This is a genomic window from Notoacmeibacter sp. MSK16QG-6 (assembly GCF_024158145.1).
GTDB lineage: Bacteria > Pseudomonadota > Alphaproteobacteria > Rhizobiales > Rhizobiaceae > Notoacmeibacter.
The window spans coordinates 1-15,248 of sequence record NZ_JAMYXM010000002.1 but is presented as its reverse complement, the minus strand read 5'-3'; the positions used below and the strand labels follow the sequence as shown (position 1 = coordinate 15,248).

Below are 15,248 nucleotides of genomic sequence, written 5' to 3'. Positions count from 1 at the left end.
TCCGTCGGTTTAGACGTTCGATGGGACCATTACAGTGGCGCTCCACCTCATCAAGCTCTGTGTCGGTGTCGACAGCATTGCGGATCTGCAACGCAGCGTTGACCGCCGCATCGGTAAGGGAGCTGGCGGTCCTGAACTCGAGCAAATTCATTCCACCCGAATGATGCCGAAGCGCGCTGACGAAATCCTCGATGGCGGATCGCTTTACTGGGTTATCAAGGGCTCGGTTCAGGTGAGGCAGCGTATCCTGGAGCTCCGACCGCTCTCGGGCGCAGACGGGCTAAAGCGATGCGGAATCGTTCTTGAGCCAGTGCTTCATCCGGTGCGGCCGGTGCCACGTCGCGTGTTCCAGGGCTGGCGTTATTTGCCGGCCGACGATGCACCGCCGGATCTGTCGGCGGACGCCGCCGAGGACGTGCCGCCAGAACTCATGGCACAACTCGTTAGCCTCGGGCTGGCCTGACCAATCCAAGGCGCATGGGCAGGTAACTTTTCGTTATCCATATTTCTCTAGCGTTCGTTTACCTATTGAGAGTGGGAGAAACGATGTTCGGTTGGCGATGCGCGCGGAAGGCCCGGCAGGATGGTCCTGCTCATCTGCTGGTATGCGGCAATGAGAAGGGCGGTTCCGGCAAGTCGACCCTCGGTCTCCACATCGCAACAGATCTTCTGAACAAGGGCCTACGGGTCGGAATCATCGATCTGGACATTCGCCAGCAGACCATGGCGCGGTTCTTCGCCTATCGCGCCCAGACCGCTGCCATCAAATCGCTATCCATCGCTCATCCTCGCGTCGAGACGCTTGCGCCTGTTCGGCGTGATCGTGTCAGCGATGTCGCGCATGAAGAGCGATGCGCCCTTTTCCGGTTGCTGCTCGATATGCGAAACGATTGCGACATCGTCATTGTCGATACGCCAGGCGCTTCTACGAATCTATCGGATATTGCTCACAGCCAGGCTGATACGCTTATCACGCCGATGAACGACAGTTTCGTGGATTTCGATGTTCTCGGACGGATCGATCCGGTCAGCGGCGGGCTGGAAAATACCTCTCAATACACCGATACGGTTCGCCAGGCGCGGCGCGAACGGCGACGCATGCATGGGGCCATGCTGGATTGGGTCGTCGTGCGCAACCGTCAGTCGACCTTCAGTTCGCGCAATGAGCGCAAGGTGGATAGCGGCTTACGGCAACTTGCCATGCAACTGGGATTTCGTCTGGCCGACGGAATAGGGGAGCGAGTGGTCTACCGCGAACTTTTCCCGCTCGGTCTCACTGTCATGGACGCTGAAGCGCTCTATGAACTGAATGTCTGTCAACGTAACAGCCCCTCGCATCTTGCGGCCTGCCGCGAGATTGGGCGACTGGTGCGCATGCTCCGCCTTCCTGTAGATGAAGACGGACGCCAGCGTTTGGTCGCGCGACAGGCGCTGTGTGGGGCGGAGACGTTGCAATTTCCTGTGCCTGAATTCCTGGCGTGACGTGCCAAGACAAAAAAAGCCCGGCATTGTCGCCGGGCTTTCTATAGTTTCACGCAGTAGGCAGTAGAGCTTAAACGCGTATTCCGATTGCAGCCTGTCCTCTCGGCCCCTGAACGCGAAGCCTTATCGAAGCGGCTGGCAGGGCGATGCGTCGCGAGCGCGCGGCATGCGTCATCAAAACACCAACGATCTCCCGCGTGCGGGCCTTACCCGCGCCGACCTCGGCAAGATGGCGGGCTGCGCGACGAAGAGGGTGCATAGCATGCGGATTTTTAAGCGATCCGTCGCCGGCGGGTTCAGACGTGATTTTGGTGACGTTGCTCTGTGCATGCTGCATCTTCATTGATGCGATCTCCTTCGACTAAATACGAACCGGGAGGTTTTGAAGACTTACTATTCTGATCCCAATTTACTGCTGCACCGCGTAGCAGGCGATCTTCTGACGCTTGAGGCCCTTACAGACCGACCATGCATCAGACTTTCCATCAAATCCGGCGAAGCGGACGCGATGATATTCGGTGCCGTCCTTGACGAAAGGAACGGTGAAGCCCTGGCGCTTTGCGAGAAGAGACGATGCTTTCTGTTGCATGGAAGCGATCATACTGTTGGCCTGTTGGGGGCTGCCGACGGAAGCCACCTGCACGACCCACTGTCCGGCGCCAGGCACCGTGGACGACGTCTTGATCGTATCGATCCTGGCGACAGGCTCAGGCGGTGTATGCGAGGCGACGATCTGCTGTGGACGCGGCGCCACCGGGGCATAGGCTGACACGGGGGCAGGCGGGAGCTGCGGCGCTGCGGCGACAGCGACAACGGCATTGGATCGGGTGATCGCCTCTGGCTGACGGAAGGCGGGGTTGCGCATCGGCAGCGGCAGATCGGACGGATCGATCGATGCGATGGTCATGCCGTACTGAACGCCTGCCGGCGCGGCGCGAGCTATAAGATTGCCCGATCCCTGACGCGACGCTTTGGACAAATAGCCGGCGATCAGTTTTTTCATCTGGGCATTGCGAGATGCGCCTGTGCGTCCGCCCATAACCACGGCGACGATCGAGCGACCGTCTGCCTTGACGCTGGAAACGAGGTTGAAGCCCGATGCTCGAGTATAGCCGGTCTTGATGCCGTCCACACCGCGGACGTGTCCGAGCAATTTGTTATGATTGCCGTAGCGCGCCTTGCCGTATGAAAAGCTGCGGGTGGCGAAGTAGTCGTAGTATTCTGGAAAATGCTCACGCAAGGCGATGCCCAGCCGAGCCATGTCTCTCGCCGTCGTGACCTGTTTGCTGTCCGGCAGCCCGTGAGGGTTACGGAAAACGGTCTTCGACATTCCGAGCCCACGAGCCTTTGCGGTCATCACCTTTCCGAAACGAGCCTCGCTTCCGGCAAAATATTCGCCGAGCGCGCAGGACACATCGTTGGCGCTTTTCGTCACAAGAGACAAAATGGCCGGCTCGACCCTGATTGAGCCGCCGGGACGAATACCAATTTTCGTCGGCGGCCTGCGCGAGCAATGCGCGCTCATAGGAATTTGAGTGTTTTTACCGATCTTGCCGGCTTTCATCGCCTCGAAGGTGATGTAAAGCGTCATCATCTTCGTCAACGACGCGGGATAGCGAAGCGAGTCGGCCTGATGCGAATAGAGCGTCTGTCCTGTTTTTGCATCCATGACGATGCCCGCATATTCGGCCGCACCGGCCGCTACTGTTCCACCAAGGAGCAGGGCGCTGAGCGTGCCAGACAGGATCGTCAGTCGTTGAAATCGGGGGCGGGTGGGGGACGTAAAACGCAAGACAACACCTGTACATCAAACCGTAGGGACGATGGCCGACACGATGGGGACAGGGATCGGCCACCCTTTCTCATCCTTTTTTGATAGGCGAGGCGTCCTTTAGAAAACGTTTAAGCAAAACGTCAAAATGAGAAGCTTGTGCCAGATCGGGACGCTGACCCAACGTAAAATTTGTGCGACGCACTTGACATTTTGTGCAGTGCACAATAAGTTGTTTGGCAAGTGATTGGGGACGCGAATTGTCTCATCACGCCGGAACAATATGAGGAACACCATGTATCAGAACATTGAACAGCTCAACGCCGCCTCCAAGGAAGTCATGGACAGCCAGCTCGCCACGGTATCGGCCGTCTCCAAATCCATGCAGACGATCGCTACTGAAACGGCAGACTACGCCAAGAAGTCGATGGAAATGAACGCTTCCTTCTTCGAGAAGCTCATGGGCCAGAAATCGGTTGAAGGCGCTGTCGAAGTGCAGACCGAATATGCCAAGGCTGCCTATGAAAACTTCGTCGCTGAAAGCAAGAAGTTCGGCGCGCTTTATCAGGACCTCGCCAAAGAGATGGTCAAGCCGGTCGAAACGGCCGTCGCAAAGGCTCGCTAAGCCGCTTTATCGATATCTTGCCTGACTGAAAACAGGCGATGAAAAATCGGGCACCCGTCAGGAAACTGGCGGGTGCTTTTATTTGTGCGGAATCCTCAAAGCAAATGTGATGCATCTTACGATTAGGACGCTTGAATGGTGAGAGCGGGGGCTTAAACTGCGTCTTCTGAGAACCTATTTGATTTGCCATGGCAAACAGCGACAGGGATCACCATCTGGCATGACGCAAGGGCTTTTCATCGACAGTCCGCTTCATCTGGGTCCAGAGGACAACTCCGATCACGGCAATGATGGTGCGGGCCGTGGCACGGCGGTCATCACACGCACCAAACCCAAGACAAAACGTCCCAGCCTGTATCGCGTGCTTCTCCTGAACGACGACTACACTCCCATGGAGTTCGTCATTCATGTCCTGGAGCGATTCTTTCAAATGGATCGGGAGATGGCGACACGCGTGATGCTCCACGTCCACACACAGGGTGTGGGCGAGTGCGGCGTCTTTACCTTTGAGGTGGCCGAAACCAAGGTCACCCAGGTGATGGATTTCGCTCATCAGAACCAACATCCGCTGCAATGCGTGATGGAGAAAAAGTGAGGAATTAGATGCCGGCATTCTCCGATAGCCTCGAAAAGGCGATTCACGATGCGCTCACTTACGCCAATGAGCGCGAACACGAATATGCAACGCTCGAACATCTGCTTCTGGCTTTGATCGACGATCAGGATGCCGCCGCCGTTATGCGGGCCTGCGGTGTTGATATCGACGATCTGCGCAAGACCGTAATCGAATATGTCGATAACGAGCTCGACAATCTGGTGACCGGCTATGACGAGGATTCAAAGCCGACCACCGGTTTCCAACGCGTCATCCAAAGGGCGGTGATTCACGTCCAGTCTTCCGGCCGCGACGAAGTGTCCGGGGCCAATGTGCTGGTCGCCATCTTTGCGGAACGTGAGAGCCACGCCGCTTACTTCCTGCAGGAACAGCAGATGACGCGTTATGACGCGGTCAACTTCATTAGCCATGGCATTGCCAAAAAACCCGGTGCGACCGGCAATCGCGTCATCAAAGGCGCAAACGAGGATGCATCCGAGACCGATGGCGATGATGAGAGCGCCAATAAGAAAGGCCAGGATGCGCTGACAGCTTACTGCGTCAATCTCAATGAAAAGGCGAGAGACGGAAAAATCGATCCGCTGATCGGTCGGACCGCGGAGATCGACCGAACCATTCAGGTGCTCTGTCGGCGCTCCAAGAACAACCCACTCTATGTGGGCGATCCCGGGGTCGGTAAGACGGCTATTGCGGAAGGTCTTGCCAAACGGATCGTCGATGGCGATGTGCCGGAGGTGCTAGCCGAGGACACGGTGTTTTCGCTGGATATGGGAACGCTGCTTGCCGGTACGCGCTACCGGGGTGATTTCGAGGAGCGTCTCAAGCAGGTCGTCAAGGAACTGGAAGAGTTTCCAGGCGCTATTCTGTTCATCGACGAAATTCATACCGTCATCGGCGCTGGCGCGACCAGCGGCGGAGCTATGGATGCATCCAATTTGCTGAAGCCGGCGCTGTCATCCGGCGCGATACGCTGCATCGGTTCGACGACCTACAAGGAATATCGTCAGTTCTTCGAAAAGGACCGCGCGCTAGTTCGCCGCTTTCAGAAAATCGATGTGGTCGAACCGACGCTTGATGACGCCATAGCCATCATGCGCGGTCTGAAGCCCTATTTCGAGGACTTTCATAAGGTCGCCTATACCGATGACGCCATTCGTGCATCGGTCGAGCTTTCCAGCCGCTACATCACCGACCGGAAGCTACCGGACAAGGCGATCGATGTGATCGATGAGTCCGGCGCAGCGCAGAAGCTTCTCGCCAAGGATGATCGCGTCGATACGATCGATGTCGATCAGATCGAAGCGACAATTGCGACGATGGCTCGTATTCCGCCGAAGACCGTATCGGCTGACGACGAGGCCGTTCTGGCAAATCTGGAGAAGGAGCTGAAGACTGTCGTTTACGGGCAGGATCTGGCGATCGAATCGCTGGCGAGTTCGATCAAGCTGGCGCGCGCCGGATTGCGCGAGCCTGACAAGCCAATCGGCTCTTACCTCTTCTCCGGCCCAACAGGCGTCGGCAAGACCGAAGTGGCCAAGCAGTTGGCATCGTCGCTCGGCGTCGAACTGCTACGCTTCGACATGAGCGAATATATGGAGCGGCACACGATCAGCCGATTGATCGGTGCACCTCCCGGCTATGTCGGCTTCGACCAGGGCGGTCTGCTGACCGATGGCGTGGACCAGCATCCGCATTGCGTGTTGTTGCTCGATGAGATCGAGAAGGCGCACCCCGACCTGTTCAACATTCTGTTGCAGGTCATGGATCACGGCTCACTTACCGATCACAACGGCAAGAAGATCGATTTCCGCAATGTCGTTCTCATCATGACGACAAATGCCGGTGCATCCGAGATGAGCAAGGCGGCAATAGGTTTCGGGTCGTCACGCCGCACAGGCGAGGACGAAGAAGCGATCAACCGCCTCTTCACGCCGGAATTCCGTAACCGTCTCGACGCCATTATCCCGTTTGGGCCGTTGCCTGTGCCGGTAATCCATCGCGTGGTCGAAAAGTTCGTCATGCAGTTGGAAGCGCAACTGACCGAGCGCGGCGTCACCTTCGAACTGACGCCGGATGCCATCGAATGGCTCGCCGACAAGGGCTATGACCAGAAGATGGGCGCGCGGCCACTCGGCCGGGTCATTCAGGAGCACATCAAGAAGCCGCTGGCCGAGGAAGTGCTGTTCGGGAAGCTCAAGCACGGCGGCACCGTCAAGGTCTCGGTCGAGGACAAGGCGGATGGCAAGAAGGGGCTGGCGCTGGAGAGCATTCCCGACGATGCGCCGGTGAAGCCGAAGAAGGATAGCGGCGACAGTCCCGCGGAGGAGACCGCGTCGGACTCCGACGCCTAGACGTCCCTCGAACATTGCATGAAGAAAACAAAAAGCCCGGCAGCACTGCCGGGCTTTTTCCGTAGTAGCCGTTGTCAGCTGTCTGCTAAAGCCGATCGCAGCTTGGCTGCATGCTCCTTGAGAAGATCGGCATCCGCCATTTCCTCTGCATGACGGCGCAGGCCAACGCCTTCTTTTACCGGTATAATATGAATATGCAGATGCATGACCGTTTGCCCGGCAGCGGCTTCATTGAACTGCGATATGCGAACGCCGTCAGCCTCGAACGCTTGCTTTGCGGCGCGCGCAATTTTTTGCGTCACCGCGATCAAATGGGCGAGAACGTCCGGAGCGGCGTCGAGCAGATTTCGCGACGGCGATTTCGGGACGACCAGGCAATGACCGTCGGCGCTTGGCATGACATCCATAATGACAATGCAGTGTTCATCCTCGTACACTTGGTTCGCCGGCATTTCCCCCCGAAGGATTTTGGCGAAGATATTGTTGTCATCATAGGCCGTCGCGGTTTCGAGCATTTCAATCTCCGTTGGTCGTTCCAAGGCGTTTGCGTTGTCGGCGTTACTCGCCTTCCTCAAGGAGTCCAAGCCGGTCAATCGCTGCATCATGTCGATAAGGGGAGTGCTCGGCGAGCAATGCAGCGATGGATGCCTCGTCCTGTCGTTCGGTCTCGAGAAACTCTGCCACGGCGCGGCGGAGACCCTCGTGCCGCACATAATGCGCCGATCTGGTCAGCACGGGCATATAACCGCGCTGCAGCTTGTGCTCGCCCTGTGCACCCGCTTCCACCGTCTTCAGGCCATTTTGGATCGCGTAGTCGATGGCCTGATGGTAGCACAGTTCGAAATGCAGGAAGGGGTGGTCCTCAATACAGCCCCAGTGCCGGCCGAATAGCGTGTCGGCGCCTATAAAGTTGATCGCACCGGCAATTCGTCTGCCATCTCGCTTTGCTATCACGAGCAGAATGTCCTTCCCCATCCGTTCGCCGATCAGCGACCAGAATGCCCTGTTCAGATAGGGGCGACCCCATTTGCGGCTGCCCGTATCCATATAGAAGGCATGGAAGTCGTCCCAAACCTCTTCGGTCAGTTCAGGCCCGGTCAGCCACTCGATTTCAATGCCATTGGCAAGCGCGTCGCGTCTCTCTCGTCGCAAGGCCTTGCGTTTTCGCGAAACGAGAGTGCCGAGAAAATCCTCGTAGGTTTCGTATGCGCGATTGGGAAAATGAAACTGGATGTCCTGTCGCTCCAAAAAGCCGGCTTCTGCCAATGCAATCCGGTCGTCGGTTTGAAGAAATGTGACATGAGCCGATGAGATGCCGATCTGATCGCAGGCTGACCGCAAACCTTGTGCAAGAAGGCTTTTCGTTTCGGCAGCTTCGTGGCCGACCAGCAGGCGAGGGCCCGTGGCGGGTGTGAAGGGGTAGCAGCTCTGAAGCTTGGGATAATAGCGCCCGCCGGCGCGTTCCAGCGCGTCGGCCCATCCATGATCGAAGACATATTCGCCCTGGCTATGGCCTTTTACATAAGTGGGCACCGCGCCGAGCAAAACACCATCACCGGCTTCGAGCCGAACGTGACGCGGAAGCCAGCCGGTATCGCCATCGACACAGCCGCTATCTTCCAAGGAGGACAGAAACGCATATGAGGAAAAGGGGTTATAATCGCTGTTGCCGCGTTTTGTACCGCCCAAGCTTTCCCATTCCGCTAGCGTGAAGGCTCCCATACCTTCGACGAGCCGGAGCGTTGACGTCTCGGCTTCGTGTTGTGTGTTCGTTGAGCTGTCGATCATGCGAGAAATATGGGGCCAGGACCGCTTCACGTCAGGGGCGGAAGCCTTCAAAAGTGATTTGATCGCAATAGCGATATGCTCTTCGCGCCTGATCGGCTGAACGGACCGTCCAGCAGACGAGCGGCAGGTTGCGTTCGCGCACTTCGGCGCAGAACGGATTATCCAACTCGTCCACATTGAACGAAACGAAGTCGACCGCGTCGATCATCTGGCAATGGCGGGCGAGGTCTTGCGTCGTTTGCCCGGTCGCTACCAGACCTGTGGGCCGGTCCGGTAGGAGCTGACGCAATTGGCGCAATTGGTCATGCGAGAAACTCATCAAGGCGATATTGCCTGGAGCATTGCGTAGGACTTCGACAATAGCCGGCGCGAGCCGGTCCGCCCCTTCGCCATCGCTTTTCAATTCAATGACGAGCGGCATTCTGCCATTAATAAGCGACAGCAGCCGGGCGAGGCTCGCGACGCCCTCGTTTGAACCGAGTACTTTTAGTTCTTGCAGCCGATCTTTCGACAGATCAGCGAATTGGCCCGATTGGCCGGTCAACCGGTCCAGACCCTTGTCATGAAAAACCATGACTTTTTCATCGCCGGAAAGCCGCACATCGCATTCGATTGCGTAATTGGCATCTAAAGCCGCTTCTGCCGCAGCGAGCGTGTTTTCGGGCCGCCCCTCCTTTGCATTGTGGAGGCCGCGATGTGCGATGGGACGCTCTGTCAGAAATGCGACATCGCCAACCACAGATCAGCAGTCACTCTTGAGCGCAAATATCGCTTCGATCTCAACGGAAGCATCAAGGGGTAGGGCGGACATGCCGACTGCTGCCCGCGCGTGTTTGCCAATGGTTTCACCCAGAATTTCGACTAAAAAATCCGATGCGCCGTTGGCAACGAGATGTTGGCTCGCAAACTCAGGTGACGAGGCGACAAACACGCCGATCTTTATGAGACGTTCGATGGCGTCGAACCCGTCAAGCGCTGCTTTCGCCTGCGCCAGGATGTTGACAGCACACTGGCGTGCGGCGCGCTGGCCGCGCTCGACATCGCCGTCACCGGTCAACAGGCCCGTCTCCGCAACCTTCCCATCCTGAAGCGGCAACTGCCCGGATATATAGAGTGTATCGCCGGCGCGTACGGCCGCCAGATAATTGGCGACTGGCGCGCCGGGCACTGGCAATTCTATTCCGGCCTGCGCAAGGCGTTCTTCAATCGAGTTGGTCATAGAGTTCCTCAATTCCGGTTCAAAGCGAGCATAGGGCGAGCTATAGGATGGAAAAGGACTGCCGCCCATGATTCTCTGCCGTATCTTCGCTATCGCCCTTGCGGGATGGACTGTTTCTGCCCTGGCGAATGCGGGAGAGCTGGTTTCTCACCGGGCCGTGTACGATATGGAACTTCTAGAAGCGAGCGAGCGATCAGGGATTACCGGCGTCGATGGCCGTATGGTGTACGAGTTCCTCGGTAACGATTGTAAAGGCTATGCTGTTCGATTTCGTTCCGTTGCTTCCTTTCGTAGCGAAGCCGGTCGGCAATTGATCGATCAGCGCGTCACCACATTCGAGGATACTGCAAAGTCCAATTTTTCCTTTGCCACGCAGTCCTTCACGGACAACAAGCTTGAAAAGGAGGTGAAGGGCGAGGCGCAGCACGGCGCTGCCGATGGCTTACTGAAGGTGGCGTTGTCACTACCGGACCGCAAAAATCTGGAACTCTCCGATGCCCTTTTTCCGGTCGAGCATATGAAGGATCTTCTGGCTCGCGCAAAAGCTGGCGAGCGCATTTACGCTGCTTCCGTTTTCGATGGCACTGAGGATGGCGACAAGGTTCTGCTGACCAATATCGTGATCGGAGAGCCGCTTCAGGCGAACGAGGAAAGCATTTCGCAGACGTTGGGCGAGTTGGCGGAGGGGAGCTACTGGCCGGTTTCCATGTCCTATTACGATGTCGCCTCGCCGTCTGACGGCGAGGACGAACCAGTGTTCCGGCTCTCCTTCGACCTTTACGATAACGGCGTAACGCGCGACTTTCGAATGGACTACGGCGAGTTCATCGTTCGACAGAAACTCGTAGAACTCGAGCCGCTCAAGGCTCCATCTTGCGAAGCCGAATAGGCAGTCCGAAGTAGGACATTACGCCTAGATTTTCGGTTGCGTTCAAACGTCCAGCATGTCTTCCGAAGCGAAGGCCGCGTTATCTTGAATGAAGCGGAACCGAGCTTCGGGTTTCGTGCCCATCAGCGCATCGACTGTTGTCCGAGTCTCGTCGGCTTCCGATTCGATTCCGACACGAAGAAGCGTACGCGTCGCCGGGTTCATAGTCGTTTCCTTGAGCTGATTGGGCATCATTTCGCCCAATCCCTTGAACCGGCCGATTTCGACTTTGCCACGTCCCTTGAACACGGTCTCCATCAACTCGGCCCGGTGTGCATCATCGCGCGCATAGAACGTTTTGCTGCCTTGGCTCATACGATAGAGGGGAGGAACAGCAAGATAGAGATGGCCGTTGCGGATAAGATCCGGCATCTCCTGATAGAAAAACGTGATCAGGAGTGACGCAATATGCGCACCGTCGACATCGGCATCGGTCATGATAATGACCCGTTCATAGCGCAGATCGTCATCTCTGTATTTCGCGCCCGTGCCGCAGCCGAGCGCCAGAATGAGATCCTGGATGAGCTGGCTGTTGGTCGTCTTGTCTCGCCCGGCGGAAGCGACATTCAGAATTTTGCCCCTAAGCGGCAGGATGGCCTGATTGGTTCGGTTACGCGCCTGCTTGGCCGAGCCGCCCGCGCTGTCGCCCTCCACGATAAAGAGTTCGGCGCCCGCCGCCGCATTTTGCGAGCAATCGGCAAGTTTCCCAGGTAGGCGAAGTTTTCGCACGGCGCTCTTGCGACTGACTTCGCGCTCTTTTTTTCGCCGGAGGCGTTCTTCAGCGCGGTCGATCACCCATTCCAGAAGGCGGTCCGCCTGGGCCGGCGACGCGGTGAGCCAATGGTCGAAGGCATCGCGCACAGCATTTTCAACGATCCGGCTGGCCTCGATTGTCGAAAGCCGGTCCTTTGTCTGGCCGACGAATTCCGGTTCTCGGATGAAAACGGACAACATGCCAGCCGCGCTCAGCATGACATCGTCATTGGTCACGATGGCGGCCCGCTTGTTGCCGGTCAATTCCGCATAGGCGCGAAGCCCTTTCGACAGCGCCGCACGCATGCCGGCTTCATGCGTACCGCCTTCTGCCGTCGGAACCGTGTTGCAGTACGAATGCAGGAAACCGTCGCCACCGTGCCAGGTAACGGCCCATTCGACACGACCATGCCCACTTTTCTTCTCGCTCAGGCCAGCGAAAATCTCGGTCGTAATCTGCCGGTCCTTACCGATGGACGCTGCGAGATAATCCTTCAGACCGTTCGGAAAATGGAATGTGTCACTAGGGCTTGCGAGACTTTTTTCATTCAGAAGTTCAGGGGCGCACTTCCATCGAATTTCCACGCCGCCAAACAGATAGGCCTTCGAGCGCGCCATGCGATACAGGCGATCCGGATCGAACCGCGCGCTTTTGCCGAAAATCTCCGGATCGGGGTGGAAGCGTTGTTTCGTGCCGCGCCGGTTCTGAACCGGCCCAAGGTCTTCGATGCGACCCTGCGGCAGGCCCTTGGCATAATGCTGGCGATAAAGGCGCCGCCCGCGCGCGATCTCTACGGTCAGATCGTCGGATAGCGCATTGACCACGCTGATACCGACACCGTGCAGGCCGCCGGAGGTCTCGTAGACCTTGCTGTCGAATTTCCCGCCAGCGTGAAGCGTCGTCATGATCACTTCGAGAGCGCTCTTGTCCGGAAATTTCGGGTGTGGATCGACCGGAATGCCGCGTCCATTGTCTGTCACGTTGAGATGGCCGGACGATTCCAGCTCGACCTCGATCCAACTGGCATGGCCGGCCACGGCTTCGTCCATGCAATTGTCGATGACTTCTGCAAACAGGTGATGCAGCGCCTTGGCGTCAGTGCCGCCAATATACATGCCGGGGCGCCGCCGCACCGGTTCAAGACCCTCCAAAACGTCGATATCGGCTGCAGAATAGCTCTCAACGCCATCAGGCTGCACGTGGGGCGTTGTCGTCTGCTTTGGTGGCGCGTTATCCTGCTTCGGCGCGGCGATTGTCGACCGGCGTTGCGAAGTGTTTGCGGAGCCGCCGCTGAAAAGATCCTTCGCGCCTTCCATTGCCGCTTTCCGTTCTGACATGATCCCCGAATCACTCAAGTCTCGCATTCCGATTCGTTTCATGCGAGCACGTTCCGTCAATGTTCACGGCTTATACACGGAAAACGCTAGATTACCGGGATTTTTTGCCGTTTGAGCGCAAATTTCCCGGACTCTAGCTTTGCGATGTCGATTGAAGCTGCCGGATCGCGCGATCCATCACCTGCAGAAATTGCGACCGGTCGGCTTTGCCGAACGGCGCATTATAGGTCTGGCTCTGGTTCGCCTCGCGGAGGTGCTGACTGAGATTACGGGCTGCGAGCGCGCCGCCGACATTGGCCTGATCGAGCAGCCGACCCTTGGGCGTCAGCGCCAGAGCTTTCCGTTCTACGCAGCGGGCTGCCAGGGGCATGTCCGCCGTGATGCACAGATCGTTGGCCGCGATGTTCTCGGCGATGTAATCGTCGGCTTCGTCAAACCCGCCTCCGACCAGTTTGATCGATGCGAGGTCATAACGCGATGGGCGAAGGCCCGACGCGGCGACATAAACGACGCTCAGCCCATAGCGTTCGGCCACTTTTTCTATTTCGGATCGAACAGGGCAGGCATCCGCGTCGACCCAGATGGTAGGTGTCTTCATCAGCAAGCAGCTAGTTCATCGGGGCAGGGGGCAGTGCTTTCGAGCGGCCCGAACAGTTCACGGCATGTGCCTTTCAGCGCTTGGTCGAGATCGTCCATCGTTACCGGCAGGCCAAGATCGACCAGGCTGGTGACACCATGTTCACTGATGCCGCAGGGCGTGATTCCGTCATAGTGCGAGAGGTCGGGCTCCACATTGATGGCGATGCCATGAAACGAGACCCATTGCCGCAGGCGGATACCGATCGCCGCGATCTTATCTTCGGCTGGCGAACCATTCACGGTTGGCGGTTTATCGGGACGGACGATCCAGACGCCGACGCGGTCATCGCGCCGTTCGCCTCGCAATCCGAATTCGGCAAGAGTGTCGATGATCCATTGTTCGAGTGCTGCAATGAAGGCGCGAACGTCCGTTCGACGCCGCTTCAGGTCCAGCATCACATAGGCGACGCGTTGCCCCGGCCCATGATAGGTGTACTGGCCTCCGCGCCGCGTCGAGTGGACGGGAAAACGATTCTTCCAGATCAGATCGTCCGACTTTGCGCTGGTGCCGGCAGTGAAAAGAGGCGGGTGTTCGACCAGCCAAATTTCTTCGCGCGCCATGCCATTCGCAATCTTTGTCGCCAGTCCTTCCATTCTCTCAACGGCGAAAGCGTACTCGGTCAGACCTGGCTGAACCCGCCAGAGTATCGGGTCGGCGGGACTTTGGGGTCGGAAATCGATTGTAATCTCGTCGCGTTTCATCAACGGTTCCGGCTCGGTCGGGCAGCAGTGAACATCACGAGACGACCCTGGCGAAAAAGCGCGTCGGACAGGCTTGTGTGCATGATATGAGTTTGCTACATCGCCGCCTGCCGGGCCGCAAGGGTTGGTCGGGCAAGTGCGGTCGTGGCGGAATTGGTAGACGCGCAGCGTTGAGGTCGCTGTGGGGCAACCCGTGGAAGTTCGAGTCTTCTCGACCGCACCAAATTTCTTCTCATCACCGACTGACAGACTTAGTCGCCGGTACGTTGTCGCCGTCTCTTGCGGCGAACCATCGCGTGTGCGCATCATGGCGGCATTCTTGTCTATCGTTGGTTGATAGCCATGTCACACAGCCGAATTGTCCGGGCCAGTCTTCCCAAAGGTGCCCACATTTGCTCGCGCGTATCCGCGGACGATTTTCTGGACGGTTATCGTGTATCTTCGCCGCTCGATGCACGAACGGCCGCGTCGGTCGGGCTCGATATGCCTGTTTGGGCGAAGGGATTGCTTCGTTTACGCAATATGCTTGTCGGTCCGCTTGGGCTTAAGACGGAACCCGAAGAGAGCGCTAAGGCGGACCGGTTCGGCATGTTTCCGGTGAGATATGAAAACGAGAACGAAATTGTTCTCGGCTTCGATGACAAGCATCTGGATTTTCGCATCACATTGTATCGGCAAAGTTCTGATATCATCATGTCGACCTGGGTGCGCCCGCATAATTGGCTCGGTCGAGCCTATCTTGCGGCCGTCATGCCGTTTCACGTGCTTATCACGCGCGATGCGATGCGCCGCATCAGACAGGCGGGATGAGAGGAACGGCCGCTCCTCGTTCGGCCATTCGATGAAGTTTCGTATGGAAAAGTGCCGAAAATCCAGCGATTTATAAAAATTCGGGGTAACGGCAAAAAACTTCATTTTTGGTGTTGACGGTTTTGTGTGGTGGTGCGTATAAGCCGCCCATCGCTGGCGGGGCTGCCGGGTTTGTTGAGAACCTGGTTTTAGGGTCTTGCCAGAAGGGGCGCTGGGTCTTATGTTC

The 15,248-nt window shown here is 57.4% G+C and carries 15 protein-coding genes, 1 tRNA gene and 1 pseudogene; 8 read left to right on the top strand and 9 right to left on the bottom strand.

All coding sequences use genetic code 11. The features are described 5' to 3' along the window. Nucleotides 1–34: 34 nt before the first annotated feature. Together NIM86_RS07805 and NIM86_RS07800 are read left to right on the top strand one after the other, a co-directional pair. Nucleotides 35–463 carry a DUF1489 family protein gene (locus NIM86_RS07805; RefSeq protein ID WP_253380825.1) on the top strand — a complete coding sequence of 143 codons (429 nt, stop codon included), beginning with the start codon at nucleotides 35–37 and terminating at the stop codon, nucleotides 461–463. 83 nt (nucleotides 464–546) lie between these two features. Next, nucleotides 547–1,482 carry a division plane positioning ATPase MipZ gene (locus NIM86_RS07800; RefSeq protein ID WP_253380822.1) on the top strand — a complete coding sequence of 312 codons (936 nt, stop codon included), beginning with the start codon at nucleotides 547–549 and terminating at the stop codon, nucleotides 1,480–1,482. A 70-nt stretch (nucleotides 1,483–1,552) separates the two neighbouring features. On the opposite strand, the gene NIM86_RS07795 is transcribed toward NIM86_RS07800, so the two are convergent. Further along, entirely contained in the window at nucleotides 1,553–1,825 is a 273-nt protein-coding gene (locus NIM86_RS07795; protein ID WP_253380820.1) for a hypothetical protein, read from the bottom strand. 66 nt (nucleotides 1,826–1,891) lie between these two features. Beyond that, complete coding sequence (locus tag NIM86_RS07790; RefSeq protein ID WP_253380818.1) at nucleotides 1,892–3,274, bottom strand: D-alanyl-D-alanine carboxypeptidase; 1,383 nt, start codon at nucleotides 3,272–3,274, stop codon at nucleotides 1,892–1,894. Nucleotides 3,275–3,548: 274 nt separating this feature from the next. Between NIM86_RS07790 and NIM86_RS07785 the strand changes: the two genes are divergently transcribed. From NIM86_RS07785 to clpA, 3 genes and pseudogenes are all read left to right on the top strand, one after another. Continuing rightward, nucleotides 3,549–3,878 carry a phasin family protein gene (locus NIM86_RS07785; protein ID WP_253380816.1) on the top strand — a complete coding sequence of 110 codons (330 nt, stop codon included), beginning with the start codon at nucleotides 3,549–3,551 and terminating at the stop codon, nucleotides 3,876–3,878. 220 nt (nucleotides 3,879–4,098) lie between these two features. Then, a complete protein-coding gene (gene clpS / locus NIM86_RS07780; protein ID WP_253380814.1) occupies nucleotides 4,099–4,473 on the top strand; it encodes an ATP-dependent Clp protease adapter ClpS in 375 nt (124 codons plus the stop codon). A gap of 8 nt (nucleotides 4,474–4,481) precedes the next feature. Next, nucleotides 4,482–6,821, top strand: a pseudogene (clpA, locus tag NIM86_RS07775) (ATP-dependent Clp protease ATP-binding subunit ClpA); the annotation flags it as partial. Nucleotides 6,822–6,919: 98 nt separating this feature from the next. Here the strand turns inward: clpA and NIM86_RS07770 are convergent. From NIM86_RS07770 to NIM86_RS07755, 4 genes are read right to left on the bottom strand one after another with little or no spacing between them, the layout of a single operon-like run. After that, nucleotides 6,920–7,360, bottom strand: coding sequence for an HIT family protein (locus NIM86_RS07770; protein ID WP_253380812.1), 441 nt, complete (start codon nucleotides 7,358–7,360; stop codon nucleotides 6,920–6,922). Nucleotides 7,361–7,403: 43 nt separating this feature from the next. Further along, nucleotides 7,404–8,633 carry a GNAT family N-acetyltransferase gene (locus NIM86_RS07765; RefSeq protein ID WP_253380810.1) on the bottom strand — a complete coding sequence of 410 codons (1,230 nt, stop codon included), beginning with the start codon at nucleotides 8,631–8,633 and terminating at the stop codon, nucleotides 7,404–7,406. 31 nt (nucleotides 8,634–8,664) lie between these two features. Next, nucleotides 8,665–9,372 (bottom strand): glycerophosphodiester phosphodiesterase family protein, encoded by a 708-nt coding sequence (locus NIM86_RS07760; RefSeq protein WP_253380808.1) that lies wholly within the window; start codon nucleotides 9,370–9,372, stop codon nucleotides 8,665–8,667. A gap of 3 nt (nucleotides 9,373–9,375) precedes the next feature. Then, nucleotides 9,376–9,852 carry a RidA family protein gene (locus NIM86_RS07755; protein ID WP_253380806.1) on the bottom strand — a complete coding sequence of 159 codons (477 nt, stop codon included), beginning with the start codon at nucleotides 9,850–9,852 and terminating at the stop codon, nucleotides 9,376–9,378. 67 nt (nucleotides 9,853–9,919) lie between these two features. Between NIM86_RS07755 and NIM86_RS07750 the strand changes: the two genes are divergently transcribed. Next, a complete protein-coding gene (locus NIM86_RS07750) occupies nucleotides 9,920–10,741 on the top strand; it encodes a cell envelope integrity EipB family protein (protein ID WP_253380804.1) in 822 nt (273 codons plus the stop codon). Between the two features lie 42 nt (nucleotides 10,742–10,783). Here NIM86_RS07750 and parE read toward each other — a convergent pair whose 3' ends face one another. From parE to lipB, 3 genes are all read right to left on the bottom strand, one after another. After that, nucleotides 10,784–12,850 carry a DNA topoisomerase IV subunit B gene (gene parE / locus NIM86_RS07745; RefSeq protein ID WP_253381951.1) on the bottom strand — a complete coding sequence of 689 codons (2,067 nt, stop codon included), beginning with the start codon at nucleotides 12,848–12,850 and terminating at the stop codon, nucleotides 10,784–10,786. A 154-nt stretch (nucleotides 12,851–13,004) separates the two neighbouring features. After that, complete coding sequence (locus NIM86_RS07740) at nucleotides 13,005–13,469, bottom strand: YaiI/YqxD family protein (RefSeq protein WP_371872861.1); 465 nt, start codon at nucleotides 13,467–13,469, stop codon at nucleotides 13,005–13,007. Then, a complete protein-coding gene (gene lipB, locus NIM86_RS07735) occupies nucleotides 13,469–14,215 on the bottom strand; it encodes a lipoyl(octanoyl) transferase LipB (RefSeq protein WP_371872860.1) in 747 nt (248 codons plus the stop codon). The genes NIM86_RS07740 and lipB overlap by 1 nt, the downstream gene beginning before the upstream one ends. 135 nt (nucleotides 14,216–14,350) lie before the next feature. Between lipB and NIM86_RS07730 the strand changes: the two genes are divergently transcribed. Together NIM86_RS07730 and NIM86_RS07725 are read left to right on the top strand one after the other, a co-directional pair. Further along, a tRNA-Leu gene (locus NIM86_RS07730) sits at nucleotides 14,351–14,435 on the top strand. A 119-nt stretch (nucleotides 14,436–14,554) separates the two neighbouring features. Next, complete coding sequence (locus NIM86_RS07725) at nucleotides 14,555–15,022, top strand: DUF2867 domain-containing protein (RefSeq protein WP_253380800.1); 468 nt, start codon at nucleotides 14,555–14,557, stop codon at nucleotides 15,020–15,022. The last annotated feature ends 226 nt before the right edge of the window (nucleotides 15,023–15,248 follow it).